The 24,221-nt window shown below is 49.4% G+C and carries 30 protein-coding genes; 18 read left to right on the forward strand and 12 right to left on the reverse strand.

The window, feature by feature from the left end; translation table 11 throughout:
• The 11 genes from rplV to rpsL all read right to left on the reverse strand — a co-directional run bounded on the left by rplV (window position 1) and on the right by rpsL (window position 8,193).
• Complete coding sequence (rplV, locus tag EJN92_RS05940; protein ID WP_194074971.1) at window positions 1-333, reverse strand: 50S ribosomal protein L22; 333 nt, start codon at window positions 331-333, stop codon at window positions 1-3.
• A 5-nt stretch (window positions 334-338) separates the two neighbouring features.
• Window positions 339-614 (reverse strand): 30S ribosomal protein S19, encoded by a 276-nt coding sequence (gene rpsS, locus EJN92_RS05945; protein WP_126126966.1) that lies wholly within the window; start codon window positions 612-614, stop codon window positions 339-341.
• Between the two features lie 10 nt (window positions 615-624).
• Entirely contained in the window at window positions 625-1,452 is an 828-nt protein-coding gene (gene rplB, locus EJN92_RS05950; RefSeq protein WP_126126967.1) for a 50S ribosomal protein L2, read from the reverse strand.
• 2 nt (window positions 1,453-1,454) lie between these two features.
• Window positions 1,455-1,769 carry a 50S ribosomal protein L23 gene (gene rplW, locus EJN92_RS05955; RefSeq protein ID WP_126126968.1) on the reverse strand — a complete coding sequence of 105 codons (315 nt, stop codon included), beginning with the start codon at window positions 1,767-1,769 and terminating at the stop codon, window positions 1,455-1,457.
• Complete coding sequence (gene rplD, locus EJN92_RS05960; protein WP_126126969.1) at window positions 1,766-2,389, reverse strand: 50S ribosomal protein L4; 624 nt, start codon at window positions 2,387-2,389, stop codon at window positions 1,766-1,768. The genes rplW and rplD overlap by 4 nt, the downstream gene beginning before the upstream one ends.
• Window positions 2,390-2,391: 2 nt before the next feature.
• Window positions 2,392-3,048, reverse strand: coding sequence for a 50S ribosomal protein L3 (gene rplC, locus EJN92_RS05965; RefSeq protein WP_126126970.1), 657 nt, complete (start codon window positions 3,046-3,048; stop codon window positions 2,392-2,394).
• A 221-nt stretch (window positions 3,049-3,269) separates the two neighbouring features.
• Entirely contained in the window at window positions 3,270-3,584 is a 315-nt protein-coding gene (gene rpsJ / locus EJN92_RS05970) for a 30S ribosomal protein S10 (RefSeq protein ID WP_126126971.1), read from the reverse strand.
• A gap of 93 nt (window positions 3,585-3,677) precedes the next feature.
• A complete protein-coding gene (gene tuf / locus EJN92_RS05975; protein WP_126126972.1) occupies window positions 3,678-4,871 on the reverse strand; it encodes an elongation factor Tu in 1,194 nt (397 codons plus the stop codon).
• A gap of 73 nt (window positions 4,872-4,944) precedes the next feature.
• Window positions 4,945-7,050, reverse strand: coding sequence for an elongation factor G (gene fusA, locus EJN92_RS05980; protein WP_126126973.1), 2,106 nt, complete (start codon window positions 7,048-7,050; stop codon window positions 4,945-4,947).
• A gap of 140 nt (window positions 7,051-7,190) precedes the next feature.
• The gene (gene rpsG, locus EJN92_RS05985; RefSeq protein ID WP_126126974.1) at window positions 7,191-7,661 is read right to left on the reverse strand and encodes a 30S ribosomal protein S7; all 471 of its coding nucleotides are present in this window, start codon (window positions 7,659-7,661) and stop codon (window positions 7,191-7,193) included.
• Window positions 7,662-7,809: 148 nt separating this feature from the next.
• Entirely contained in the window at window positions 7,810-8,193 is a 384-nt protein-coding gene (rpsL, locus tag EJN92_RS05990) for a 30S ribosomal protein S12 (protein ID WP_126126975.1), read from the reverse strand.
• Between the two features lie 803 nt (window positions 8,194-8,996).
• Between rpsL and EJN92_RS05995 the strand changes: the two genes are divergently transcribed.
• From EJN92_RS05995 to EJN92_RS06045, 11 genes are all read left to right on the forward strand, one after another.
• Window positions 8,997-10,409, forward strand: coding sequence for a phosphoethanolamine transferase (locus tag EJN92_RS05995; protein WP_227869724.1), 1,413 nt, complete (start codon window positions 8,997-8,999; stop codon window positions 10,407-10,409).
• 202 nt (window positions 10,410-10,611) lie between these two features.
• Complete coding sequence (locus EJN92_RS06000) at window positions 10,612-11,736, forward strand: MlaE family ABC transporter permease (protein ID WP_126126977.1); 1,125 nt, start codon at window positions 10,612-10,614, stop codon at window positions 11,734-11,736.
• Complete coding sequence (locus tag EJN92_RS06005; RefSeq protein WP_126126978.1) at window positions 11,736-12,566, forward strand: ABC transporter ATP-binding protein; 831 nt, start codon at window positions 11,736-11,738, stop codon at window positions 12,564-12,566. The genes EJN92_RS06000 and EJN92_RS06005 overlap by 1 nt, the downstream gene beginning before the upstream one ends.
• A gap of 10 nt (window positions 12,567-12,576) precedes the next feature.
• A complete protein-coding gene (locus EJN92_RS06010) occupies window positions 12,577-13,515 on the forward strand; it encodes an MlaD family protein (RefSeq protein ID WP_126126979.1) in 939 nt (312 codons plus the stop codon).
• Between the two features lie 55 nt (window positions 13,516-13,570).
• Window positions 13,571-14,134 (forward strand): ABC-type transport auxiliary lipoprotein family protein, encoded by a 564-nt coding sequence (locus EJN92_RS06015; protein ID WP_170174877.1) that lies wholly within the window; start codon window positions 13,571-13,573, stop codon window positions 14,132-14,134.
• 34 nt (window positions 14,135-14,168) lie between these two features.
• Window positions 14,169-15,359: a VanZ family protein gene (locus tag EJN92_RS06020; protein ID WP_126126981.1), complete on the forward strand. Its 1,191-nt coding sequence runs from the start codon at window positions 14,169-14,171 to the stop codon at window positions 15,357-15,359.
• A gap of 86 nt (window positions 15,360-15,445) precedes the next feature.
• On the forward strand, window positions 15,446-15,763 hold the full coding sequence (locus EJN92_RS06025) for a (2Fe-2S) ferredoxin domain-containing protein (protein WP_126126982.1): 318 nt from the start codon (window positions 15,446-15,448) through the stop codon (window positions 15,761-15,763).
• An 11-nt stretch (window positions 15,764-15,774) separates the two neighbouring features.
• A complete protein-coding gene (locus EJN92_RS06030) occupies window positions 15,775-16,407 on the forward strand; it encodes an alpha/beta hydrolase (protein ID WP_126126983.1) in 633 nt (210 codons plus the stop codon).
• Window positions 16,408-16,475: 68 nt separating this feature from the next.
• Window positions 16,476-17,633, forward strand: coding sequence for a D-alanyl-D-alanine carboxypeptidase family protein (locus EJN92_RS06035; protein WP_126126984.1), 1,158 nt, complete (start codon window positions 16,476-16,478; stop codon window positions 17,631-17,633).
• 196 nt (window positions 17,634-17,829) lie between these two features.
• Entirely contained in the window at window positions 17,830-18,681 is an 852-nt protein-coding gene (locus EJN92_RS06040; protein WP_126126985.1) for a D-amino acid aminotransferase, read from the forward strand.
• A 49-nt stretch (window positions 18,682-18,730) separates the two neighbouring features.
• Window positions 18,731-19,006: an HP0495 family protein gene (locus tag EJN92_RS06045; RefSeq protein ID WP_126129801.1), complete on the forward strand. Its 276-nt coding sequence runs from the start codon at window positions 18,731-18,733 to the stop codon at window positions 19,004-19,006.
• Between the two features lie 230 nt (window positions 19,007-19,236).
• Here the strand turns inward: EJN92_RS06045 and gcvA are convergent, their stop codons facing one another.
• Window positions 19,237-20,136: a transcriptional regulator GcvA gene (gene gcvA / locus EJN92_RS06050; RefSeq protein WP_126126986.1), complete on the reverse strand. Its 900-nt coding sequence runs from the start codon at window positions 20,134-20,136 to the stop codon at window positions 19,237-19,239.
• Window positions 20,137-20,286: 150 nt separating this feature from the next.
• On the opposite strand from gcvA, the gene EJN92_RS06055 reads away from it, so the two are divergent.
• The 7 genes from EJN92_RS06055 to EJN92_RS06085 all read left to right on the forward strand — a co-directional run bounded on the left by EJN92_RS06055 (window position 20,287) and on the right by EJN92_RS06085 (window position 24,137).
• The gene (locus EJN92_RS06055) at window positions 20,287-20,577 is read left to right on the forward strand and encodes a DUF2917 domain-containing protein (RefSeq protein ID WP_157984316.1); all 291 of its coding nucleotides are present in this window, start codon (window positions 20,287-20,289) and stop codon (window positions 20,575-20,577) included.
• Window positions 20,578-20,675: 98 nt separating this feature from the next.
• Window positions 20,676-20,891: a hypothetical protein gene (locus EJN92_RS06060; protein ID WP_126126988.1), complete on the forward strand. Its 216-nt coding sequence runs from the start codon at window positions 20,676-20,678 to the stop codon at window positions 20,889-20,891.
• A gap of 10 nt (window positions 20,892-20,901) precedes the next feature.
• Entirely contained in the window at window positions 20,902-21,582 is a 681-nt protein-coding gene (lipB, locus tag EJN92_RS06065; protein ID WP_227869725.1) for a lipoyl(octanoyl) transferase LipB, read from the forward strand.
• 13 nt (window positions 21,583-21,595) lie between these two features.
• Window positions 21,596-22,591, forward strand: a complete 996-nt coding sequence (gene lipA / locus EJN92_RS06070; RefSeq protein WP_126126990.1) for a lipoyl synthase — start codon at window positions 21,596-21,598, stop codon at window positions 22,589-22,591.
• A gap of 337 nt (window positions 22,592-22,928) precedes the next feature.
• On the forward strand, window positions 22,929-23,174 hold the full coding sequence (locus EJN92_RS06075) for a DUF2789 family protein (protein ID WP_126126991.1): 246 nt from the start codon (window positions 22,929-22,931) through the stop codon (window positions 23,172-23,174).
• Between the two features lie 50 nt (window positions 23,175-23,224).
• Window positions 23,225-23,581: a cytochrome c family protein gene (locus tag EJN92_RS06080; RefSeq protein WP_126126992.1), complete on the forward strand. Its 357-nt coding sequence runs from the start codon at window positions 23,225-23,227 to the stop codon at window positions 23,579-23,581.
• Window positions 23,582-23,705: 124 nt separating this feature from the next.
• Window positions 23,706-24,137, forward strand: a complete 432-nt coding sequence (locus EJN92_RS06085; protein WP_126126993.1) for a hypothetical protein — start codon at window positions 23,706-23,708, stop codon at window positions 24,135-24,137.
• The last annotated feature ends 84 nt before the right edge of the window (window positions 24,138-24,221 follow it).

Raw genomic sequence — 24,221 nt, forward strand, 5'->3', positions numbered from 1 at the left:
TTAGTTACCGACAGTCACGTAGATGTGACAGGATTGTTTAGAGATACGATCGCCACGACCTTTTGCACGCGCTGTAAAACGCTTCAAAATCGTGCCCTTTTCGACATAAATAACTTTTACTTTCAACTCATCGATGTCCGCACCATCATTGTGTTCGGCGTTTGCAATTGCAGACTCCAAAACCTTCTTGATGATCGTTGCACCTTTTTTAGGGCTGAATGCTAAAATATTCAATGCCTGATCTACTTTTTTACCGCGAATCAGATCAGCGACTAACCGACCTTTTTGCTCGGACAGACGCACACCGCGTAGAATTGCTTTAGTTTCCATCATAGCACCTATCTCTTAGCCTTCTTATCGGCAGCGTGACCCTTGAAAGTACGAGTCAACGCGAATTCGCCAAGTTTATGACCAACCATGTTTTCGGAAACATAAACTGGTACGTGTTGCTTACCGTTATGAACCGCAATGGTCAAACCAATGAAATCTGGCATAATTGTCGAACGGCGCGACCAAGTTTTAATTGGTTTTTTGTCTTTAATTGCTTGCGCAGCTTCGACTTTTTTCACCAAATGGGCGTCGCAAAACGGCCCTTTTTTTGCTGAGCGTGTCATGTTTTATCCCTTATTTCTTGCCGCGGCGTGAGATGATCATGGAAGTCGTGCGCTTATTGCGACGCGTCTTCTTACCCTTAGTTTGCTGGCCCCATGGAGAAACTGGATGACGACCCGCTGCGGTTTTACCTTCACCACCACCGTGTGGGTGATCGACCGGATTCATTACCACGCCGCGAACGGTAGGGCGAACACCACGCCAACGCATTGCACCAGCTTTACCAATCTTACGCAGATTGTGCTCGCCATTGCCAACTTCACCGATAGTCGCGCGGCATTCGATATGAATACGACGAACTTCGCCAGAGCGCAAACGAACTTGAGCATAAGTGCCATCACGTGCCATCAACACTACACCAGCACCGGCAGTACGAGCAATTTGCGCACCCTTACCTGGCAACATTTCGACGCAATGCATCGTAGTACCGACAGGAATATTACGGATAGGCATGCAATTACCAGATTTAATAGGAGCATGTGAACCATTCATTACCTGGTCACCAGCAGCCATACCTTTAGTGGCAATGATGTATTGACGCTCACCATCCGCATAGCACAACAAAGCAATGTGCGCTGTACGGTTAGGATCGTATTCAATACGCTCTACTTTAGCTGGAATACCATCTTTAGTGCGCTTGAAGTCAACCAAACGATAATGCTGCTTATGACCACCGCCAATATGGCGAGTAGTAATATGACCGTTATTATTACGACCAGCAGTTTTTGATTTCTTTTCCAACAGAGCAGCGAACGGACGACCTTTATGCAGGCCTTCTGTCACCACTTTTACCATACCACGACGACCAGGCGAGGTTGGCTTGACTTTAACGAGTGCCATTATTATGCCCCCTCGGTGAAGTTAATTTCCTGACCTTCTTTCAAGCATACAAAAGCACGTTTTGTATGATTGCGACGACCATTAAATTTACCGGTACGTTTTTGCTTACCCAGGCGATTGGCAACTTGCACGGACTCAACCTGAACCTTAAATAACAGCTCAACTGCAGCTTTAATTTCTGGCTTAGTCGCATCTGGCATGACCAAGAAAACGATTTGCTCGTTTTTCTCAGCAACCATAGTTGCTTTTTCAGAAATAACTGGAGCCAGCAGCACCTTCATCAGGCGCTCTTCGCTATGCTTAACTACTGCGTTCATGCCAGCATCTCCTCAATCTTTGCCAATGCGGCCTTAGTGATCAACACTTTCTTGTAAAATACCAAAGAAACTGGATCAGCATAACGTGGCTCAACAACCAAAACATTGACCAAATTACGCGCTGCCAACATCAGGTTTTCATTGAATTCTTCAGTGATAACCAAAACTGACTCAAGACAACCCATTGCCTTCAGCTTATCAGACAATAATTTTGTCTTTGGAGCTTCGACAACCAAGCTATCAACCACATTCAAACGACCTTCACGAGCCAACTGAGAAAGAATCGAGCACAAACCAGCGCGATACATTTTCTTGTTAACCTTGTGAGAGAAATTCTCATCAGGCGAGTTAGGAAATGCACGTCCGCCTCCGCGCCACAGTGGCGAGGAAGACATACCAGCACGTGCGCGGCCAGTACCTTTTTGACGCCAAGGTTTCTTGGTAGTGTGATGCACATCATCACGACCCAATTGCTTACGATTACCACTACGAGCATTAGCTTGATAAGCAACGACAACTTGATGAATCAAGGCCTCGTTGTAATCACGACCAAAGATTGTATCTGGCGCAGCAACATTAGACGCAGATTGACCTTCTGCATTTAGGAGCTTCAGTTCCATAATTAAGCTCCCTTCTTAGTTTTAACTTTAATAGCAGGCAAAACGATTACCTGACCATTTTTTGCACCCGGAATAGCACCCTTCACCAGCAACAACTGACGCTCAGCATCAATGCGAGCGATAACCAGATTTTGCACAGTGCGATTAACGTCACCCAGATGACCAGTCATACGCTTACCAGGAAAAACACGACCTGGATCCTGCGCCATACCGATAGAACCTGGAACGTTATGCGAACGCGAGTTACCGTGTGTAGCGCGACCAGAAGAGAAGTGATAACGTTTGATAACGCCAGCATAACCCTTACCGATAGTAACGCCCTGCACGTCAACCTTCTGACCAACTTCGAACAAGCCAACTGGCACTACATCGCCAGCTTTCAGTTCAGAAGCTTTAGCAGCATCCACACGAAATTCTTTTAAGACAGTACCAGCTTCAACACCTGCTTTTGCAAGGTGACCGGCAGCCGCTTTTGTTACACGGGATGCACGGCGCTGACCGAAAGTAACCTGAACAGCAGAATAACCATCTGTTTCAGGAGTTTTGATTTGTGTCACGCGGTTATTTGATACATCTAATACTGTGACTGGAATTGAATCACCGTCCTCAGTAAAGATACGCATCATACCAACCTTGCGACCAACTAGGCCCAAGCTCATTGTTTTCTCCATTCCCACCTACGATTGGGCGGGGCTGACATTAAAAAAGACTTAAACAAATAAATCAGCTAAGCCGATCTTCATTTAAGCCTTCGATTATAGCCTGCAAATTTTTTATTTACAAGACTATTTTATTTTGAAATGCGAAAAAATTGTGGTATGTCGCACTTCAATAAATTGTCGAAGATCTTTTATTAGACTAAAAGATCTTCGTATTTCGATTACTGCAGTTTGATTTCTACATCGACGCCAGCGGGCAAATCGAGCTTCATCAAAGCATCAACTGTCTTATCAGTTGGGTCAATGATATCCATCAAGCGCTGGTGAGTACGGATTTCAAACTGATCACGTGAAGTCTTATTAACGTGCGGCGAACGCAATACGTCAAAACGCTGGATACGCGTTGGCAAAGGAACCGGTCCTTTTACAACTGCGCCAGTGCGCTTTGCTGTTTCTACGATTTCGAGCGCAGACTGATCGATTAACTTGTAATCGAAGGCCTTCAGACGGATACGGATTTTTTGATTTGCAGACATGATATTTCCTATAAAGAGCGAGCCGCAGATACTAACAATAGTACTTGCGGCATTTTTTAAACAAAGAGCGAAACTACAATTACTTCACTGCTATTAAGCAGGAATGATCTTAGCAACAACACCAGCACCAACAGTACGACCACCTTCACGAATCGCGAAACGGAGACCTTCTTCCATCGCAATCGGGTTGATCAACTTAACAGTAATGGAGACGTTATCGCCTGGCATAACCATTTCTTTGTCTTTTGGCAACTCGATCGAACCAGTCACATCCGTAGTACGGAAGTAGAACTGTGGACGGTAGTTGTTAAAGAATGGAGTGTGACGACCACCTTCATCTTTAGACAAAACATAGATCTCACCTGTGAAATGATCATGCGGCTTGATCGAACCTGGCTTCGCCAAGACTTGACCACGCTGCACGTCTTCACGCTTAGTACCACGCAACAAGACACCAACGTTATCGCCTGCTTGACCTTGGTCCAGTAATTTACGGAACATTTCAACACCAGTACAAGTAGTCACTGCTGTATCGGTGATACCGATGATTTCCAGAGCTTCACCAACTTTAACAATACCGCGTTCGATACGGCCAGTAACCACAGTACCACGACCAGAGATCGAGAATACGTCTTCAACTGGCAACAAGAAGGAACCATCAACAGCACGCTCTGGCGTAGGGATATATGTATCCAAAGCTTCAGCCAATTTCATGATAGCTTGCTCGCCCAAAGGACCAGTGTCGCCTTCTAATGCCAACTTTGCTGAACCTTGAATGATAGGCAAATCATCGCCTGGGAATTCGTACTTAGACAACAACTCACGAACTTCCATTTCAACCAACTCCAACAACTCAGCATCATCAACCATGTCGCACTTGTTCAGGAACACGATGATGTATGGAACACCAACTTGGCGTGCCAACAAGATGTGCTCACGAGTCTGAGGCATAGGACCGTCAGCTGCGGAACAAACAAGAATCGCACCGTCCATCTGAGCAGCACCAGTAATCATGTTTTTAACATAATCAGCATGGCCTGGGCAGTCAACGTGAGCGTAGTGACGCGCTTCTGTTTCGTATTCTACGTGAGCAGTATTAATTGTAATACCGCGCGCTTTTTCTTCTGGTGCCGCATCGATTTGGTCGTAAGCCTTAGCTTCGCCGCCAAATTTCTTCGACAATACTGTAGCGATCGCTGCAGTCAATGTAGTTTTACCATGATCCACGTGACCAATTGTGCCGACGTTAACGTGCGGCTTGGTGCGTTCAAACTTACCTTTTGCCATTTTATTCTTCCTTCAAAAAGAACGATTAGATTATGTGCCCACTCTTTTTAAAAGAGTAGGCGTTCCGTTTTTATTACTTAGTTTTTGCTGTCACGATTGCATCGATGACGTTCTTTGGCGCTTCAGCGTAATGCTTGAATTCCATAGTGTAAGTAGCGCGACCTTGCGTTGCTGAACGCAATGATGTCGAGTAACCAAACATTTCGGACAAAGGCACTTCGGCTTTAATGATTTTACCGCCACCGCCAGGGATCTCATCCATACCTTGAACCATACCGCGACGTGAGGACAAATCGCCCATCACTGTACCAGCGTAGTCCTCTGGAGTCTCAACTTCAACGGCCATCATAGGCTCAAGAATGACTGGACTGGCTTTACGGCAACCATCTTTAAACGCCATCGAACCTGCCATACGGAAAGCATTTTCGTTGGAATCGACGTCATGGTAAGAACCGAAAGTCAATGTAACTTTAACGTCAACCACTGGGTAACCAGCCAAAACACCAGATGCCAAAGTTTCGATAACACCTTTTTCAACTGCAGGGATATATTCACGAGGAACAGTACCGCCTTTGATCGAATCAACGAATTCAAAACCTTTACCTGGCTCTTGAGGCTCCAGTGTCAATACAACGTGACCGTACTGACCGCGACCACCAGATTGCTTAACAAACTTACCTTCAACATCGACGGCAGTCTTACGAATAGTTTCGCGGTACGCAACTTGCGGCTTACCAACTGTCGCTTCGACGCCAAATTCACGACGCATACGATCAACGATAATTTCCAAATGCAACTCACCCATACCACCAATGATTGTTTGACCAGATTCCTCATCTGTTTTTACGCGGAAAGACGGATCTTCTTGCGCCAAGCGATTCAAGGCCAAGCCCATTTTTTCCTGATCTTGCTTAGTCTTAGGCTCTACCGCCTGAGAAATAACTGGCTCAGGGAAAACCATGCGCTCCAGAGTAATGATGGAGCTAGGATCACACAAAGTCTCACCAGTCGTTGCATCTTTCAAGCCAACTGCTGCGGCGATATCACCAGCGTGAACTTCTTTAATTTCTTCACGTTGATTTGCATGCATCTGCAAAATACGACCAAGACGCTCTTTCTTGTTCTTGTTCGGGTTGTAAACGGTATCACCAGACTTGACCATACCAGAATACACGCGGAAGAAAATTAACTGACCTACAAACGGATCAGTCATGATCTTAAACGCCAAAGCTGAGAATTTCTCTGTATCTTCTGGCTTACGCGTAGTCGGAACATCATCCTCATCCAAACCAGCGACAGGTGGAATATCCACTGGCGACGGCAAGTATTCAATAACCGCATCCAACATCGCTTGAACGCCTTTGTTTTTAAAAGCAGTTCCGCACATCATAGGAACGATTTCAGCAGCAATGGTACGAGCACGTATCGCAACTTTAATTTCTTCTTCAGATAAATCACCTTCTTCAAGGTATTTATTCATCAACTCTTCGCTGGATTCTGCAGCAGCATCCAACATTTTTTCACGCCACTCTTGAGCTGACTCAACTAACTCAGCAGGAATTTCGCGATAGTCAAATTTCATACCCTGAGATGCTTCATCCCAGTAAATCGCTTTCATCTTGACCAAATCCACAACACCCAAGAAATCTTCTTCGGCACCGATAGGGATTTGCATCAAAATTGGATTCGCCTTCAAACGTGTACGCATTTGCTCGTAAACTTTGAAGAAGTTCGCACCAGTACGATCCATTTTATTGACGAAAGCCAAACGTGGAACTTTGTACTTATTTGCCTGACGCCATACGGTTTCAGACTGAGGCTGAACACCACCTACCGCGCAGTAAACCATACATGCACCATCCAAAACGCGCATGGAACGCTCAACTTCAATAGTGAAGTCAACGTGGCCTGGGGTATCAATAATATTGATGTGATGCTCAGGGAAATTGTTCGCCATGCCTTTCCAGAAGCATGTGGTCGCAGCAGAAGTAATGGTAATACCACGCTCCTGCTCTTGCTCCATCCAGTCCATGGTAGCCGCGCCATCATGCACTTCACCGATTTTATGATTTACACCGGTGTAGAACAATACACGTTCAGTTGTAGTTGTTTTACCAGCATCAATGTGAGCTGAAATACCGATGTTGCGGTAGCGCTCAATGGGGGTCTTACGGGCCATAGCTAATCCTAAATCTTTTAATGGACAAAACCGAGCGCAATTTCAAATTAAAATCGCGCCCGGTCTGATTCAAAGTACTTACGGAAACCACTGCATAAAACACATGCAATAGCCTCTCACTGTCTCATTTTTTAAATGAGTTAGAAGCGGAAGTGAGAGAAGGCCTTGTTGGCTTCCGCCATACGATGCACTTCGTCACGCTTCTTCATTGCGCCGCCGCGACCTTCTGCGGCTTCCATTAATTCACCACCCAAACGCTGCGGCATGGATTTTTCGCTACGCTTGTTAGCCGCTTCACGCAACCAACGCATAGACAAAGCCATACGACGAACTGGGCGAACTTCAACTGGAACCTGGTAGTTAGCACCACCAACACGGCGAGATTTAACCTCAACCAATGGCTTAGCATTACTGATTGCAGCTGCGAACACTTCCAACGGATCCTTACCGGATTTCTGTTGGATATGGTCAAACGCACCGTAGATAATGCCTTCAGCAACAGACTTCTTGCCAGACAACATCAATACGTTTACAAATTTTGATACATCTACATTACCGAATTTTGGATCCGGCAAAATATCCCGTTTCGGGACTTCACGACGACGTGGCATTTCAATTCCTTTCAATCTTCAGTTGAGCGGGCCGATAATAAATTTATCGACGCTCGCGGCAAACCATCATAGTTAGCCACTTACTCGGTCAAATTCCGACCGACACTTTCTGAATCATTAAGATTACAGAGGTTAAATTACAAGCTGATTACTTCTTAACAGCTTTAGCGCGCTTCGTACCGTATTTGGAACGAGATTGCTTACGGTCTTTAACACCTTGAGTATCCAAAGCGCCACGAACCATATGGTAACGTACACCCGGCAAATCCTTTACACGACCACCGCGCAGCAAAACTACGCTATGTTCTTGCAAGTTATGGCCTTCACCGCCGATATACGAAATAACTTCGAAACCATTGGTCAGACGTACTTTGGCAACTTTACGCAAAGCCGAGTTAGGCTTCTTTGGAGTTGTCGTATAAACGCGGGTACATACGCCACGTTTTTGCGGGCTGTTTTCCAGCGCCGGCGATTTGCTTTTCACACGTACAGAAACACGTGGTTGGCGAATCAGTTGATTGATGGTTGGCATCGTTTTTAATCCAACAAAATACAACGTTAAACACAAACCCGGAAACGGTTGCCCGGGGACATAAATCTATATTTGCTATCAACCTAGATCAACAGCGTCCCGATATCAGAGAATCAAATTAGCAAGCCCAAAAGAGGAAACGCAGAGATGAACCATATAAAATCGAGAACTCGCGAGTGTACACCCAAAAAACCAAGGAAGTCAACAAAAGAAGATCGCAAGCACCAGTCATTGCCCACAAAACAAGCTTTGCCGCAGCTTAGCGAGATTTAATATCGCAGGGTTCCTTAGTCTAGAAAACAAACTGGCTTAGTTCAAGCTTAGATCCTTGATTTAGGCGAAAACTACAGTATGCGTGGCATTTGCTTCTGCGCTTGATGACTTCGCTAGTAATATAAGGGCAGGCGCACTCTTTTCACCACCCCATGCAAGCAAAGCATCTGCTTATTCGCATTTATATAGTCCTGAGTTATTTGGGGATCTCGGCCTGCTCTGTTTTCTCCTACTTTGCAGGCGGAACCTTAAGCGCCCTCATAGAGCGGCTATTGTTTCAAGCACTAGCCTGGTTCGCTTTATGGTCGATCCTGTTACGTCCCAGTGTGTTTCACGCAATATTATTACCGGCTTTTTTGGCTTTCCCACTCGAACTTTATTTGCGATTTTATTTCAATCAAGGCATATCCGCCCATCATCTTGGCGTGATGTTTGAAACCAGTCCCAAAGAGGCTGCGGAATTTTTGGGATATAAAATATGGCGACTAGGCTTCGCGCTGATTTTCAGTTGCCTCTGGTGGTACAGCATTTTGAGACTATCCAGACAAGACCGCCTATTAAGTTGGCCGCGCCGTGGACGATGGCCGATATTTGCCTGTAGCTTGATAGGCTTGGGATTTTTTATCTATATCAAGCAACTTACAGCAGAAAGCAGCGCCCCCACGCCCAGCTTGCAGGTTTTCTGGAACAATTATCTCAAACCGACAGCGACCTCCGACACTAGCGCTGAATCAAGCGCTTACTATCGCTGGCAAACTTATGCGCAGGCCTGGCCTTTCGGGATCTGGGTGCTGGCGCATGAGTTTTACAGGGAGCGGGCTTACTTGTCTCAGCTACGCAAACAGAACCGGAGCTTTCTGTTTCACAGCGAGCAAAGCAATAACTCTTCAAGCATGCAGACTTTCGTGCTGGTGATAGGTGAGTCATCACGCTATGATCGCTGGGGCATCAATGGCTATGCGCGCGACACCACGCCTTTATTGGCGCAAGAAAGCAATCTGGTGAGTTTTAGCGATGTGATATCTGCGGTAGCGGCGACACGCTTATCAATCCCTATTATTCTTTCACGTAAAGCTGCTAGGCAAAGTTTGCAGGCAGGTTTTTCCGAAAGCTCCCTGATCAGCGCCTTTCGCGAGGCGGGCTTCAAAACCTTTTGGCTCTCCAATCAAATGAGCTTCGGGGAATTTGATACCCCGACTTCGGTGTTTGCCAATGAGGCCGAGGTCAAGCAGTTTCTAAATCTAGGCGGCTTTACCAATACTTCATCACATGACGAAATTTTACTAGAACCATTGCAAATCGCCTTACGCGACAACGCAGAGAAGAAGCTGATCGTGCTGCATAGCTTAGGGAATCACTGGAATTACAGCCAGCGTTACCCCAAGCAATTCGATCATTGGCAACCTTCTTTATATGGAGTGAGCAATCCTGCTTACACGGATCTAAAAAACAAACTTCCTTTAAATAACAGTTATGACAACTCTATGTTGTATACCGACTGGTGGCTAAGCCAGGTGATCGCGCAACTGAAGGCCACCAAGGAAATGAGCGCCCTGCTGTATGTATCGGATCATGGGCAAACCTTGTACGATGGCCATTGCAGGCTGGCCTTCCACGGTCACAACACCCAGTATGAGTTTCACATCCCCGCCTTCATGTGGTTTTCATCCGCCTATCAAGAGCGACATCCTGAGCAAATTAAGCAACTCCACCTACACCGGGATGCCCGCCTGTCTACCGAGAATGTGTTTCACTCTATGCTGAACATGGCGGACATACGCTACCCTGATGACAAATTAGAATGGAGTTTCCTGAGCGCTGAATACCGTCCACATCGACGCTATGTCGACAGTTATGGCTGGACCGATTACGACAACGCCTATTTCAGAGGTGATTGCCGCGAACTAATCGATAAGCAGGCGCCGCTAAGTCAGGAAAAATAAGACCTCCTCTGTGACGCATATTCCATGCGCCTTACCGGCTAGGCAGGCTGGGGAACCGCATGGAATATGCGCGCCCAGCCCGCGCATTGTGACAGCTTGCGGAGGTGACGATTGCGCGATCGCCCTGCGTAAAACTACTCCAAAGCAAGAAATCGGGACTAGATTCGTTGATGGATAAGCATTTCTCCCTTACACTAACGACATGCTTAGAGACGCCCCTCCCACCCTGACACTCAATCAAGACCCCAGCGCCAGCATACATGTCGCGGGCGCATGGCTAGTGCATGTGGTATCGGTGAAAGCGGTGATGGAAGGCCTGAGCACGCAACTGCATGAACTGGCCAAGCAGACTAGTCTAAGTTGGGACTTAACCGGCATCAGTGCACTCGACCATATCGGTGCGCAGATGTTATGGCAAACCTGGGGCAAGCAAAGGCCACAGAATTTGCGGGTATTGCCGGTGCATGAAGGTATCTTCGAGCGTTTGGCGCAAGTGAGCACACTGAGCGTACCGACCAGCCCCAAGCCACGCCTGACCAGGGTGATGCAATTGGGAACGGTCATGTTAGGTTTTTTTGAACATCTGTTCAGCTTTACCGCTTTACTCGGCCAATTGATGCTCGATATTGGTTTATTTATACGCCATCCTATCAAGGGGCCTTGGAAAGAACTCTCCGCCAATTTATTTCGTACCGGCTTTCAGGCCTTGGGGATCACGGCTCTGGTAGGCATGTTGATAGGCGTGGTGCTGTCTTATCTGTCGGCGCAGCAACTTGCGACCTTCGGCGGCGATCTATTTATTGTCAATATTCTTGGCATGAGCATAGTGCGTGAACTCGGACCTATGCTGGCGGCGATTCTGATTGCCGGTCGCTCAGGCTCGGCAATTACCGCACAGCTAGGCGTGATGCGTGTCACCGAAGAGCTCGATGCCATGCGCGTTATGGGCATCCCCCAGGGTTACCGCCTGATCATGCCCAAAGTGTTGGCACTGGCGATCGCCATGCCTTTAATCGTCATCTGGACCGATGTCATGGCCTTAATCGGTGGCATGTTGGCGGCGCAAGCGCGCTTGGGGATGTCGCCGGGATTTTTCATACACAAGTTGCCAGAAGCTGTTTCATTGGCGAATTACTGGATAGGTTTAGGCAAGGGTGCGGTATTTGGCGTGCTCATTGCACTGGTGGCCTGCCACTTCGGGCTGCGCATTAAACCGAATACCGAAAGCCTGGGACAAGGCACCACCAGTTCTGTGGTTGTTTCAATTACAGTAGTGATAATCGCCGATGCCATTTTCGCGATTATTTTTAGTAAGACGGGCTACTAATGGCAGCCAATAGCATCATAGAGATCAGCAATTTGCGCACCCAGTTCGGGCGCGCAGTGATCCACGATCAGCTCAATCTGCAAGTCATACAGGGCGAGATACTCTCGATAGTCGGCGGTTCGGGCTCAGGCAAGACGGTACTGATGCGGCAAATGCTGGGGCTAGAGCGACCAGCTCGCGGCAGCATTAAAGTGTTAGGAGAAGATTTACACGGCCCGGATCGCGAGCATTTGATCTATTTACGTAAACGCTCAGGCATGCTGTTTCAACATGGCGCGCTATATTCGGCCCTGACTGTATTTGAAAATGTCGCCCAGCCTATGCGTGAACTGGGCAGTTTATCGGAAGCCCTGATCACAGATTTAGTTCATTTAAAACTGCATATGTCCGGCATCAATCTTGAGCATGCCGCTAAAATGCCAGCGGATTTATCCGGCGGCATGATCAAACGCATCGCACTGGCGCGCGCTTTGGCGCTCGATCCGGAACTACTGTTCTTAGATGAACCGACTGCCGGGCTAGATCCTGATCGCTCCGACAGTTTTGTCAGTCTGATCAAGTCTTTGCATCAGCAATTAGGCCTGACCGTGGTCATGGTGACGCATGATTTGGATACCTTGTTTGCCTTATCCAGCAGAATCGCCGTATTAGCGGAAAAGCATGTCATTACCATAGGTTCACCCGCTAGCGTGGTCGAATATCCACATGAATTTATAGAGAAATTTTTCCAGGGTGGACGTGGCCTACGCGCCATGCAAGTATTGCCAGCCAACGCAATGCCGGCCAAGAGTCATCCACTACCAGACCCAGCGCACTACGCTAAGGAGTAATACACGTATCATGGAAAGCAGATCTCACGCCTTAATGGCAGGTTTTTTCACCATCGCCCTGATTGCTTTGGCCACAGTATTTGCGCTGTGGTTAGGGCGCGACCGGATACAAAGAACGCCGTATCTGATCGCCACTAAACTCTCGGTAGCCGGCTTAAATTTACAAGCCGCAGTGCGTTATAAAGGGATTAAGGTCGGCAATGTCACCGACATCGATTTTGACGATAGCAATCCCGGCCAGATTTTACTCAGAATTGATGTTTTGCCGGACACTCCAGTCACGCCTGCGACCTTTGCGACTTTAGGTTATCAGGGTGTGACAGGCATTGCCTATGTACAGTTAGATGAAGACACCACTTCATCACCGGCATCGGCCCTAGAAAAAATCAGCGGTATGCAGCGCATACCACTGCGTCCGGGCATGATGCAAAATCTAGAACAACGCGGTATGGCGATTTTGAACCAGACCGAAGAACTCAGTAAGCGCCTCAACAGCCTGCTGGACCCAGATAATCGCAAATCACTCGTCACTGCAGTCGACAACATAGGTCGTGCCGCAGCTGCCTGGCAAACAGTCCCAGGAAAACTCGAGCCTACGCTGGATAAACTCCCGGTCTTAATCGAACAGGTGCAAGGCAGTGCGGCCGCCTTTAAGGTGTTTTCTGCCGATGCCAGCCGCATGAGTAATAACTTCAATTTATTGGCGAGTAAGCTGCAGGCTAGTGATGGTACGGTCGCCAAACTTAATCTGGCCGCCGATCACATTAGCGAGGGGGTAACGCAAGAAACCCTGCCTGCCATCAACTCTTTAAGTCGTGAGGCCCGCAGCTCTATGCGTTCCTTGACGCGCGCTGTAGAAAACCTCAATGACAGACCGCAAAGTATCTTATTCGGCAATAACGCAGCGCAGCCTGGCCCTGGTGAAGCTGGTTTTGTCGCGCCTAAATAAACGAAAGAATCTGATGCTATCTCCCCGTCTAGCCAAACTTTGTCTCAGCCTCTCGATGGCGACACTATTACAGGCCTGCGCTGGCAGCGCCACCGCGCCGCGTTTCAACTATGACTTCGGTGCGCTACCGATCAGCAGTCTAGCCAGCAATGCAAAAATCGCGATCAGTCTGGCCGATGTCAGCGCGCCCGCCACTCTGGACAGTAATGCCATGCTTTACAGATTGGACTACGACAATGCTCAAATGCTGCGCCCGTATGCCCAACATCGTTGGAGCATGCCACCAGCGCAGCTAATGACGCAAAGAATCAAAGCAAGAATGGCAACAGCGGACGCCACCGTAGTTTCTGTCGCTGATGGCGTCAGCGATTTACCGATTTTAAAGATTGATCTCGATGAATTTACCCAGATTTTTAGCAGCGCCAGCCAAAGCCATGCCCAGATCAGCTTGCGTGCCACCCTAGTGAAAAGAAATAAACTGATCGCGCAGCGCTATTTTAGCCTGGCCACCAAGTCAGACAGCGCCGATGCCCCTGGCGGCGCCAAAGCCATGCAGATCGCGGTCGACAGCAGCATCAGCGAGATCATGCTGTGGTTGCAAACTAATTCAGGAAACTAATTCGCACGCATCATTCCCCACACTGAGCAAAAGCATGCCAACGACTCCGCCACTCGTAGCCGAAGCTTCCCCGTTTTCGCGCGCCGCTTTAGTGGCTTATCTGTTTTTGATAATGTACGCCAGTTGGTACCCGTTCTCAGGCTGGCAAACAGATAATTTAGTGGCGATACTCGACGTCGCCAGACAGTGGCCACGCTATTGGACAGCCTTTGACGCCAGCATTAACGTGGTCGGCTACCTGCCTTTGGGTGTCTTACTGGTTTTTGCCCTGTATCCGCTATGCTCTCGACCAGTCTCCGTATTGCTGGCAACCATCGCTGGCACCCTTTTATCGGTCACGATGGAGGGTGTACAGTATTTCCTACCTAGCCGCGTGACCTCAATCTTAGACGTGATCACCAATAGTAGCGGTACGCTTTTGGGGGCACTGCTTGGTGCGCTCTTGATACCCAGTGTGCTGGAGAAAGGCCGCTTGCGTTTATTGCGCAGACAATGGCTACACCACGAGGCTAGCCGTGAAATGCTGATATTAGGCCTATGGCCATTGGCCCAGATCTACCCGCAAGCCTATCTGTTTGGTCTCGGCCAGATTTTGCCCTTAATATCATTCTGGCTGGATGAGTATTTTGCTATCGATATCGATTTAAGTGCAGTATTGCTACAGGGCCTGGAACTCGATGCCGCTGAATACCTACTCTCCGAAACCATCATCACGGCTTGCGGCGCCACCGGCGCCGTCTTGATTTGTCTCTTCATTCTGAACCGGCACGCGCCTAAATTTTGGCTGTCTAGCCTATTACTAGTCGCCGCGGTCTGTACCAAGGCCTTGGCCAGCGCCTTACTGTTCAAACCTGAATATGCCTTCGGCTGGCTGACACCTGGTGCGCGTGGCGGCTTACTGATCAGTGCCATCATGCTGTATGGTTTTTCTTTCGCACCTTCGCGCGCACAAAGGCGACTAGCGATCTTGATGCTCTTGATTAGTTTAATCCTGATTAATCTCGTCCCTAGCAATCCCTACTTCTTGCTCAGCATGCAAAATCTAACGCATGGAAAATTTCTTAATTTTTACGGTGCAGCCCAATTTCTCTCCATCTGCTGGCCTTTGCTCGCACTTTGGTATTTATTTGATCGGCCAATACCCGCATCGCCACTAGTTGAGCCACAAGCGGGCGACCTGTACAACGACACGGTAACGGCACCACATCAAACAAAACAGCAATAGAACGGGCGCACCTGGCGTGCCTCATCGTGCTTCATCGCGCCTCAGCGTGTATCATACGGGCTCACTCCGCAATCAGAAAATTTACCATGGCTGACACACCCTATTTTCAAAAGCATGTTTTCTTTTGCATGAACCAACGCGAAGATGGCCGCCCTTGCTGTGCCGAACGCGGCGCGCAAGCAGCGCAAGAACATACCAAAAAACGCATCAAACAACTCGATTTGAATGGTCCGGGGAAAATCCGCATCAACAAAGCGGCCTGTCTCGATCGTTGCGATGAAGGCCCGGTGCTGGTGGTGTATCCACAAGGAACCTGGTACACCTATGTCGATCAATCCGACATAGACGAAATCATCGAGGTCGACTTGGTCGGCGGTGGTATCGTCGAACGCCTGAAGGTTTAAACTGAACCAGTATGAATGCACAAACAGAGTATTTTTTAATCCCCGGTGCGGTTGGTCAACTTGAATGCGCGCTCGACCTGCCCGATCCTGAAATTGTCGCTGCGCCGCGTGGCTTGGCACTGGTAGCACATCCGCATCCGCTGTATGGCGGCACCATGGATAACAAGGTCACCCAGACTTTGGCACGCACTTTTGTCTCTCTGGGCTACGCCACGGTACGCATGAATTTCCGTGGCGTCGGAAAATCGGCAGGCAGCCACGATACTGGCATAGGCGAAACCGATGATATGCATACCCTACTCAAGCATATGCGCCAGCAGTATCCGGACTTACCGCTGGTACTGGCCGGTTTTTCTTTCGGCACCTTTGTCCAGTCTTGCCTGCAACAGCGTTTGACGGTGCAAGGCGAAACCGTGCAGCGCATGGTACTGGTCGGTGCCGCAGCCGGTAAGTGGGCGATGCCCGAGATCCCGGCCAGCACGATTTTGATTCATGGCGAGCTCGATGACACTATCCCCCTGCAAGCCGTATTCGACTGGTTGCGTCCCCAGGATATTCCTGTGGTCGTGATTCCCGGTGCCGATCATTTTTTTCACCGTCGCCTGCAACATATCAAGAATCTCGTGGTCAATATGTGGGATTAGGTTTTTTAATCACCACCATCGTATCGTCCTAATCGCTTTTTCAATCAGATGGTTACTTAAGTTTACTAATGAAAAAATTTATCTTCAAAATCGCGCTGGCAGCACTTGCGCTGCTCCATATCTCAGTGGCGACCGCACAAAGTCTGCCGGCACCTACCATCGCCGCTAAATCCTGGTTGTTGCTCGACGCCACCAGCAATCAAGTAATCGCCTCGCAAGATCCAGCCTTACGCATAGAGCCAGCCTCATTGACCAAGATCATGACGGCGTATCTGGTGTTCTCGGCACTGAAAGACAAGAAGCTCGATCTGAATCAAAAAGTAAACGTCTCAACCCGTGCCTGGAAGGTTGATGCCAGCAGCTCTAAAATGTTTATCGACCCAGCTACACCGGTCAGTATCAGTGATTTGCTGTACGGCCTGATCGTACAATCAGGTAACGATGCCGCAGTCGCGCTGGCAGAAGCGGTGGCCGGCAGCGAAGAAGCCTTCGTCGTGCAAATGAATCGTGAAAACGAGCGTATGGGTCTCAAATCTAGCCATTGGGGCAATCCGCATGGTTTGCCTAGCACGGAAAACTATTCTACGGCTCAGGATTTATCGACTCTGGCCTTGCGTCTGATCACTGACCATCCTGAGTTTTACAAGACTTACTACTCAACCAAGAGCTTCACTTACAATAAAATTACCCAACCGAACCGCAACCGCCTACTGTGGCTAGACCCAACCGTAGACGGCATGAAAACCGGTCATACCGAAGCGGCAGGATACTGTCTGATCTCGTCGGCAAGTCGCCCTAACGGCAGCGGCCAGCGTCGCCTGATTTCTGTAGTTACCGGCACTAGCAGCGACCAGGTACGTGCGCAAGAAAGTCTGAAGTTACTCAACTGGGGCTACCTCAATTTTGATACCGTCAAACTGTATGCAAAAGGCCAGGCGATCGCGACGCCAGAAGTCTGGAAAGGTAGCCAGGCGCAAGTGAAAATAGGTTTCACCAGTGACTTGTACGTGACCCTGCCAAAAGGCGCGGCTGCAAAACTCAAGCCAGCCTTAGAGCGCAAGGACCCGCTGGTCGCTCCGATTGCCGAGAACAGCAAAGTAGGCACGGTAAAAATGATGCTGGACGGTAAAGCGATTGCAGAGTTCCCCGTGCTCGCCTTAGAACAAATCAATCAAGCCAGCATTTTTGGCCGCGCCTGGGATTCTATCCGTTTGATGTTTAAGTAATTACATAACTACAATAACTGCACCGCTGTCATTTTCTCAATGAGATAAATTGCGATGAAGTAAAAGTCCAAAAACGCCAACAGCAGAGCACACAATGGCTCCCTTGTTGGCGTTTTTTTATGTGTTTTTTGCATAAGCCTGTGCAGCAAACTGTGTAAGAATAGCTACTCCTCCTTCTTTACTGACAGCACCTATCATGAGCGATCCCCTGGTCTACCTGAACGGCAAAATTACCCCCTTGTCTGAAGCACATATCCCGGTGATGGATAGAGGTTTTATCTTTGGCGATGGGATTTATGAAGTGATCCCCGTGTATGGCCGCAAGATGTTCCGCGCCGATCAGCATCTGGCGCGCCTGTTTCGCAGCATGGCCGCGATAGGCATCCCCAATCCACATAGTAAAGACCAGTGGCTGGGGCTAATTAAACAGGTGATGGATGCGCATACTGCCGATGATCAGATGGTGTATTTGCAACTGACGCGCGGCGTAGCGAAGCGCGCGCATGCCTTCCCGGCCGAGATGATACCGACCGTCTTCATCATGACCGGCCCGATACCTGTGATTGCCGCTAGCGTGCGCAGCAAAGGGGTCAAATGCGTCTCTATGCTCGATCAACGTTGGTTGCATTGCGATATCAAGTCTATTTCTTTACTCGGCAATGTATTGGCAGCGCAAAACGCCGCCGAAAACGATGCCATAGAAAGCATACAATTTCGCGATGGCTATCTGACCGAGGCCTCGGCATCGAATGTCTGGATTGTCAAAGATGGCGTGCTAATGGGGCCGCCGAAAGACAATTTAATCCTGGAAGGGATACGCTACGGCTTGATAGAAGAACTGTGTGCTGCGCATCAAATCCCCTTCAAAGCACGTCGTATCAGCCGCGCAGAAGTGTTTGGCGCAGATGAAGTCTTACTCTCGTCGGCCACCAAGGAAGTGCTTGCGGTGGTAGAAATTGACGAGCAGACTATAGGAAAAGGCGTTCCCGGCCCCATATACCAATTACTGTATGCCGCTTACCAAGATGCAAAAGCGGCTAGCCTATGAAGAACGATTAAATAAAAGAACGATTAGAAAGACCGAGCACATCATGAACATGCCAGACATTCCCCACGATCAAAGTCTGATCGAATACCCCAGTGATTTCCCCATCAAAATTATGGGCATCATGCAAGAATCCTTCGCCCAGACTATCGTCGAGGTAGTCACTCTACACGACCCGACTTTTCACGCCGGCAAGATGGAAATGCGTCCCTCCAGCAAAGGCAACTATCTGTCATTAACGGTGACGATACTGGCGGTGAATCGCGAGCAACTCGATAATCTTTATCGTGCGCTGTCGTCCCATCCTATGGTGAAAATGGTGCTATAAATACCACGGGGTGCCGCTACAGCAATGGCGGCACCCAAACGGTGTACACCTGCTTTATTTTATCGCCAGACCCAGGCTATCTCCTGCGCCATTTCAGCCTGAAGTTCACACCGCCACATTCTAGCCATCCACAGATACTCCCACCCAGTACATTTTTAATGCGCAATGAATATGTGCGCAAATGGCATACTTTTCTAAAAATATGGGGGGAGTATATATAAAAATCATTGTCATTGAGCTTGCCCGCTGGCGATTTCCTGCAGTAGCCATTCGCGAAACGCGCGCACTTGCGGCTGCTCCAAAGCGCGCGCTGGATACACCAGATAATACGAAGACGGACTGGGCAAGGCGATCTCAAACAGGCGCAGCAACTGGCCGCTCGCCACCTCGCTTTGCACTATGCTATGACGCCCCAGCGCGATGCCGCGCCCATTGTGGGCAGCGCGCGCTAGCATCGATGAATCTTGGTACAGCAGACCACCGCTAGGTTCGGCAAGATCGAGCCCCGCCAGACGAAACCAGCCCAGCCAAGGCTCATCATGGCAACGCAGCAATTGGGATGGCAACAACTCTTGTGGCGTTTTAGGCAATGCCCCTTCGTTATAGTGCGGACTTACCACTGGGTAATACACATCATCCATCAAATGCTCACTACGCAAACCGGGCGCTTGCGCACCGACGCCAAAGCGTATCGCGATGTCCACGCCTTCTTTCGCAAAATCCACTTTATGATTGCTCGAATGCAAATTCACCTCCATCTCCGGGAAAATTTCTATAAAACGCTCCAGGCGCGGTGCTAACCAGCGCGCCGCAAACGAGGGCAAAGTGCTGATGGTAAGGCGCGTCTGGCGCTGAGCATCTTGCAGCGCCGCCGCTGCTAGTGCGATCTGGCTTAAAGAAGTGCGTATCACTTCGGCAAAGCGCAACCCCTCTGCGGTGACCGCGATTCTCTTTCCATTGCGGGTAAATAATTCTAATCCCAGTTCTTGCTCCAGCGCCCTGACCTGATGACTGATAGCCCCATGTGTCAGATGGATTTCTTCGGCGGCGCGCGAAAAATTCTGATGTCTGGCCGCAGCCTCAAAAGCACGCAGAGCAGCCAGATTAGGCAAACGGCGAAAATCAGACATAGGAGAGCCCTTACTTAAACAGTAGTGATGTGAAAAATATTAGCAAGACTAAGGAATATTACTCGTTTTGCAAGCACTGTGCCTTGCTCTAGAATGAATTCATCAAGCAGGCAAACCACCCATCTCATGGGCGTAACAAGGAGCAATAAAATGTTAATAGAATTCACAAAGGATGTCCATCAACTGGCGCCTGGCGCGCTCATTTCCTTTCAACTTAAGCATGCACAGCTTCTGCAGATAGCGGGAGGCCGGGTCTGGCTCACCATAGAAGGCGACGCCAGAGACCATTGGCTACAGGCTGGCGCTAGCCTGATTTTACCCGCCGCGCGCCTGATCGTGATAGAGGCAGAGCGCGCCGGTAGTAGCTTGCATCTGCAAAAACCGCAAAATAGCGCGTTTGCCGCAGATAAATTCGCGCTTACTGAGGAAACTATCGCCTAGCGTGAAGAGCAAGCATAGAAAATTTGGTCAACAAAGCGGTATCATAGCGCCCTCGGCAATTGCTACAACTCGTACAATTCGTAAAGACTAGGGACACTATGGCAAGCTTGGAAGAAATCGTCAGCAAACAAAAACTCGGTGCCAAGTTTGTACTGTCCGCCCCCATGCTGGGCATGGATATTGCCACCTTTGATACGCAAGCAGCGCTGTGGGCCGAGCACGGCGGCCCAGGCTTTGAGGCGGCCGGTGTGCCTTTTCGCAAAGTCATAGACGGCCAGTTCCTGATACAGCGACTTACCGTCGTCAAGGTCTAAGCAATTGTCAGTGTCGGCTACTTCCCTTACTCCGCCTAGCCTGCCGCTGATCGTACAGCGCGGGCGCGAAGACTATCAGCACACTTTTGATGCGATGCGCGCCTTCACCGATGCGCGCGATCAAAACACGCCCGACGAACTCTGGCTAGTCGAACACCCGCCGGTGTTTACCCTAGGCCTGGGAGCCGACCGCTCGCACGTGTTGGCAGCGCACGACATCCCGCTAATCCAAACCGATAGAGGCGGCGAAGTGACCTACCATGGCCCCGGCCAGGTGGTGATTTACCTGCTGATCGATTTACGCCGCAGCCATAGCAAAGGCAAACTGTTCGCGCGTGAATTCGTACAACGCATAGAGCAGGCGCTGATAGAAACCCTAGAGGCGTATAATCTGCCCGGAGTAAGAAAAGCAGGCGCGCCCGGTATCTATCTTTCCGAGCAGGCACCGCAGCAAGAATGGCGCGGCGCCAAGATTGCCGCATTAGGCTTGAAAATTCGCGGCAATGGCTGTACTTACCACGGGCTATCCCTGAATGTGGCTATGGATTTACAGCCCTTCTCCTGGATCAACCCTTGTGGCTATGCCGGCCTTGCCACCGTAGACATGAAAACTTTGGGCGTCTCAGTCGCACTCCCGGAAGCGCAATTGGCGCTTGCTCACCGACTACAACATTTATTGACAGCAGCATAACTGTTCGAAAACCATGACCACCGCAAATACTCCGCTCGATCCTAGCGCACTACCCGTCACTGAAGCGACCGCTTACGACGCCACCGAGAAGCAAAAAGGCGCCAGCAAGACTTCACGTATTCCTATCAAGATCATTCCGGCAGAGCGTCTGCCTAAGCCTGACTGGATACGTGTCAAGGCCGGCTCGCCAACCACGCGTTTCTACGAAATCAAAGATATTCTGCGCGCCAACAAACTGGTCACCGTATGCGAAGAAGCCTCCTGCCCGAATATCGGCGAATGCTTTGGTAAAGGTACTGCCACCTTCATGATCATGGGTGACAAGTGCACCCGTCGCTGCCCTTTCTGCGATGTCGGCCATGGCCGCCCTGATCCACTCGACGCAGATGAACCAAACAAGCTCGCGAAAACCATCGCCGACTTGAAACTCAGCTATGTCGTGATCACCTCGGTCGATCGCGACGATTTACGTGATGGCGGTGCTGCTCACTTTGCCGAATGCATCAGCAAGATCCGTGAACTCTCGCCTATGACGCGCATAGAAATCCTGACTCCGGATTTCCGTGGCCGCATGGACAGAGCGCTGGAAATTCTGAACCTGGCACCACCGGATGTGATGAACCATAATCTGGAAACTGCACCGCGCCTGTACAAAGAAGCGCGCCCTGGATCGGATTATGAATACTCTTTAAATCTGCTCAAACGCTTTAAAGAAATGCACCCGAACACCCCGACCAAGTCTGGCATCATGGTCGGCCTGGGCGAAACCGACGAAGAAATTCTGCAAGTCATGCGTGACCTGCGCGCCCACAATGTCGACATGCTGACCATAGGCCAATATCTGGCACCTAGCGGCCACCATTTACCAGTACGCCGCTACGTGCATCCGGATGTCTTCAAGATGTTTGAAGCAGAAGCCTACAAGATGGGTTTCGCCCATGCGGCGGTCGGCGCCATGGTGCGTTCGAGCTATCATGCAGATCAGCAGGCGCACGGTATCGGCGAATAGTAAAGTTCAGCAACAAATAAAAAAAACGGAAGGCAATCAGATTGCCTTCCGTTTTTTTATGCCACCTTATCTTTCCGAGCGCATCCGATTCGCCCCTCACTAGTTGCATTGCAAATCCGATATTTTTGACACGGATCAAACCACCAGCACATAAGCGCGCCCACAATAGTTTTCAGTCCGAGGTTTTGCGTAGCGAGCGAGATCGCAAACGATACACTCGGAAAATTCCCCTTTTTCAACACAGTGCGAAAAAACCGTGCATGATTCGATCTGCAAGGCGAAACAGGCAAAGCCTGGCAATGGAATTTTTTCTAAGGATTATTTTCTAAGGATTATCATGAAGCAACCCCAACGCCACTTTCACCAACTGTTTGAACAACTAGGCCTAGCCAACGATGCAGCAGGCATAAATAAGTTTATCCTTCAGCATACGCCGCTATCGGCAGAGATCCGTCTGGCGGATGCGCCGTTCTGGAATGCCGCGCAGTCGGCTTTTTTGCACGAAGCCTTGTTACAGGACGCTGATTGGGCTGTACTAGTCGATCAACTCAGTTTGGCATTTCGAGCTGAGCAGATTGCTTAGCTGATGCATCAATAAGGATTTGTTTTTTGCAGCCGAGCCCTTAATCCGCCATGAAAAAATTTTTCTTGCTGCTGCTCAGCATTCCCGCACTGGTTTTGGCCGCCCCCGCGACAGACTATCTGCACAATGACGAACTAAACGAAGAACTAGTCTTACCGGTAAAGGAAATGCTGCAGGCACAGGCGCTAAACCAAGCCCTGTTTACGGATAAGTGCGCGACCTGCCATGGCACAGGCGCAGGGTTTGCCCGCACATCCCTAAGCATCAAGGACGGGGTCTTGGTCGGCAAATCAAAAGGGCGCAAAGTGGCTGATTTTCTGAAGTCGCACGGCAGGCTAAAACCGGATGAAATCCAAACGATGGTCGACAGTCTGACGCAGGCAATTAGCCAAGCCTCCGCTCCCTAAGTTGCGTAAGCGGCGGCCTTTTTTGTCACTAGTTGTCACTAGGTGTGAGCGCAACTCTTTATAATACGTAAAACCCTGCGGCCTGCAGGCTTAAGCAGATTATTTACCGAATAAGAGAGAAATCATGTCTGATCTAAAACTCCCCGCCATCGTATTACTATCATCCACACCGCAAGAGGCTGCCGGCTGGTTGCCTGTAACCCAGCATGTGTGCGGCGGCTTTGCCCGTAAGACTTTTGACGCTTATGCCTATGTCTTAAAGGTATTGCCAACGATGCAGGAAATGATAGACGACATCCTGTTTGAGCAATTTCTGGGCGATATCACCAAGGGTCTCGATGATGGCGTCAGCGACAAGCAGCGCGCCGAATATCGCGGCTTTTTACTGCGCCACGGCGTAGTTGTCAGCGATGCCAATCTCGCGACGCTGACCCAGGCGGTTTACCCTATGGATGCCAGCGAAAAAAATCTGCAGGCACTGACCGGCAAGGCCAGTATCAAGGGCATCAATCTGGAAGGCCTGCAAATTGCCGTACTGGGCGACAACTGCTGTTAAAAGCTGAGGTTAAAGACTGAAGTTAAAAACTGAGTAAGACAAGCAAAAAAAGCTAGCCGGAATCCTCTGCTAGCTTTTTTATTC

It is taken from the genome of Undibacterium parvum (genome assembly GCF_003955735.1).
Classification (GTDB): Bacteria; Pseudomonadota; Gammaproteobacteria; order Burkholderiales; family Burkholderiaceae_D; genus Undibacterium; species Undibacterium parvum.